Below are 2,874 nucleotides of genomic sequence, written 5' to 3' on the forward strand. Positions count from 1 at the left end.
TCAGGACTCCATCGCACCGACAGCCTCACCGACATCGAATCTCTACGGCTCGCAATATAGGCGATACAAGGGCAACTAAGGTGAAAACGACCTCTAAGACGTTGTTTCTTATGGTGCGTCTGAACACGCGCGCTGGAGGGAAACGAAGGCCGCGTCGGCGGAGTCGGCAGCGAACAGTTGCAGGACGGTGGCCCGGTTCGGCGTCGTGATGACGTAGTGCCGCGCCAGGTAGGAGAGATCTCCCCAGCTTTCTCGGGAATGGGCGCGCATCAGGACGTGGCCGCATCTCGTGCAGGTGATCCAGGGGACGAGGACGAGACTGGCCAGGTCCTGTTCGGCCTCACCTATTGCCTCGGGGACGGTGTTTCCGTCGCCTTCGATCAGCTTCATGGGGCCCGGTGTGCCTTCAACACGGCACTGAAGGATCTGGGGTGTGAGGGCCTCCCGCTCGCCCCAGGTCTCTGCGAGTACGGAGATCTGGGCCCTGTCTGTCTCGCTGATCAGCACCTGGTGGCCGAGGATGCCGGAGACGAGCAGGCCAAGTCCCGCCTCCTGCTCTCCGATGTTCCAGCAGTCTTTGACTTCCTGGGCTTCGGTCTCCGGCAACAAGGCGGCGAGCCGGTTCCAGATGACGGTTTCGTCGGTCACCTGGCAGACGCTACCGGCCGGCGCTGACACCCAGACGTCGGAGGCAGATGAGCATGACCGCGATCGCAGTGAAGCCAAGGAAGTGTTCGGGCTTCCGCTCGTAGCGCCGATGGAGCCGGCGGCACCCGGACAGCCACGACATGGTCCGCTCGACCACCCAACGATGACGGCCGAGGCGGGCTGAGCTCTCGACCCCGCGCCGCGCGATTCGCGGGACGATGCCGCGTTTCCGCAGCCATTTCCGCAGGTGGTCGTAGTCATAGCCCTTGTCTTCCATCTGGGCCTGGCACCAGTCGCACGGCGGCAGTATGCCCTCGATGAGATACATGTCTCCTGTGATGGCCGGCGACCGGCCGAGAAGGGGATCATCCCCGCCCTTCCAGTACACATGCGGCACTCCGGCAACTCGGGTGGCGCGTGACTCGGAGTGAGAGATCAAGCCGCCCTTGTACTTGCCCTTGAGAAGACCTCAGTGGCCCCACCGGAAATGCATCCGGTGGGGCCACTGACGCGATTCTAAAGAACTTCTCTAATAGGGCTCAAAGATCGGCGCCACCGAAGGGAATCGTCGCGGGAATATAGGCACGGAAATTCTGCGATCCAGAACGCCCGCCAAAAATCCTGACATATCGCCAGGGAATTCGAACCATTCCTCACCGCGAGGCTCCTTCACGAGAACGGTCCATTTCTCGGGAGCGTCGATTTCTGCGCGCCTCCAAAAGAGGATATCCCCGTTATCTGTTCTGCCGAAAGCGAGCACTTCCGCTGGCTCATCGAGACGATACGGAATTGGCTCACCAGCGTCCCTCAGATACCTGAGCGCCCACAGCGACTCGCCAATTTGCGTAGGGAGATCGATGGCTTGCAGATCGCTCGACGGCTGATAGATGTGAATAAACTGCGAGAAGCAGCCGGGACCGTATCGCCGGACCGTCTCCTTGTAGTCGGCGGGCAAAGCACAGCCAATCAGGTGCTCGACAGACTGCCAGTCCACGTCACCAGTCTGGACATCCGAGGGAGGCGCCGCGACAGACACTAGTTCATTGATGCTCACGCTACCTCCCATTCAAAATTGAAACATTTAGACTGAAGTCTCCACTGCCATACGCCGAAAGGGTCACGGCTCGGGGGACTAGATTACTTCCTTCATATATGGGAGTCACCGAGTATTGGACAAACTGCCCGCCTTCTACCGCTAGCCGCACTTGCCTTTCAAAGCCGCTCATAATGGGAGTATTCACAGGATTCTGAAGAAGTGTTACCAAATTCTCTGGAATATCACCAGAGCCGCCGAGCTGCCTTCCGAGCAAGTGACCACGCGCCTGATCTCCAATCGGACGTCCTCCGGTAAATCCGGGCGGACGAATGTCGGCGTCTGCTGGCGTGCCCTCCCCAATCATTGGGCGACTGATGGCAGCGGACACGCCCTGAGGGCGCCCCAAAGCGTCCGGCCCCGCAAATTGTACGCTCCCGCCCCACGTCGGATCAGCTTCGCAGCCCTTCGTGTTATGGACCAAGATCGGCGTTGATCCGGCCACGACATAGTACGTGTGCTACGCAACCCCTCTCTACCTGCGTTTTCGCAGGTAGAGCGGTATTCGGCGGTCCGCCGAGGTGCGGGTTCGGCCGGGGTTGTTCGTGGTTGTTGCCGTCACTACTGCCGTCAAGCGTCTTGACCAATCAGCACCGTCGGCCCTCGGCGGCTCGGCGGTCGGCCGCCGAGTAAGCCCTCGGCCAGCGTGCGGCGGGCTCGGCCAGTCTGGCAGCGCGGGAGCCGGGCCGGGAGCGGTGCTCCCCGCCGGAGGCGACGCCAGCCACCGCCCTCGGTGAGCCCGGCGACGGACGTGAGGGTCGGCCCCCTGGTCGGCCCTTGCCTGCGATCCGGCCGTAGGACGGTCGTAGGCGACAACTTGCTGTGCGACGCGCGAGGGCTCCACGCCCACAACCTGCTCTCAGCCGTGCCAGGTTGAGCCCCGCTCGCGCCTGGATCCGGCCGTCTGCCAGCACCCCGCGCGGGCCTCGGCTGCTCGCCCGACGGTGGGTCAGTCGGCGATGTTCGGCCACCTCAGACGGGCGGGCGCCGCCTTGAACCTCGTAGAGAAAATCTGAACGCACAGCCCTGACCTGCGTCTGTCCGGTCCCGGGAGATGCTTGACACTTCGGTCCCAGCTGATGGTTGACAGTGGCCGTGATCGGCTTTTCTGTGCGCGTCGTTGCGGCGTGTGG

At 62.5% G+C, this 2,874-nt stretch carries 3 protein-coding genes and 1 pseudogene; all 4 read right to left on the bottom strand.

What is annotated here, in order from left to right:
• Positions 1 to 108 precede the first annotated feature (108 nt).
• The 4 genes and pseudogenes from ABT186_RS47435 to ABT186_RS47450 all read right to left on the bottom strand — a co-directional run bounded on the left by ABT186_RS47435 (position 109) and on the right by ABT186_RS47450 (position 2,186).
• Positions 109 to 648 carry a hypothetical protein gene (locus ABT186_RS47435; RefSeq protein ID WP_351930639.1) on the bottom strand — a complete coding sequence of 180 codons (540 nt, stop codon included), beginning with the start codon at positions 646 to 648 and terminating at the stop codon, positions 109 to 111.
• A 10-nt stretch (positions 649 to 658) separates the two neighbouring features.
• Positions 659 to 919, bottom strand: a pseudogene (locus ABT186_RS47440) (transposase); the annotation flags it as partial.
• A gap of 258 nt (positions 920 to 1,177) precedes the next feature.
• Complete coding sequence (locus tag ABT186_RS47445) at positions 1,178 to 1,642, bottom strand: SMI1/KNR4 family protein (protein WP_351930641.1); 465 nt, start codon at positions 1,640 to 1,642, stop codon at positions 1,178 to 1,180.
• Positions 1,643 to 1,703: 61 nt separating this feature from the next.
• Entirely contained in the window at positions 1,704 to 2,186 is a 483-nt protein-coding gene (locus ABT186_RS47450) for a DNA/RNA non-specific endonuclease (protein ID WP_351930643.1), read from the bottom strand.
• Between the last annotated feature and the right edge of the window lie 688 nt (positions 2,187 to 2,874).

It is taken from the genome of Streptomyces sp. NPDC001634, assembly GCF_040298185.1.
GTDB lineage: Bacteria > Actinomycetota > Actinomycetes > Streptomycetales > Streptomycetaceae > Streptomyces.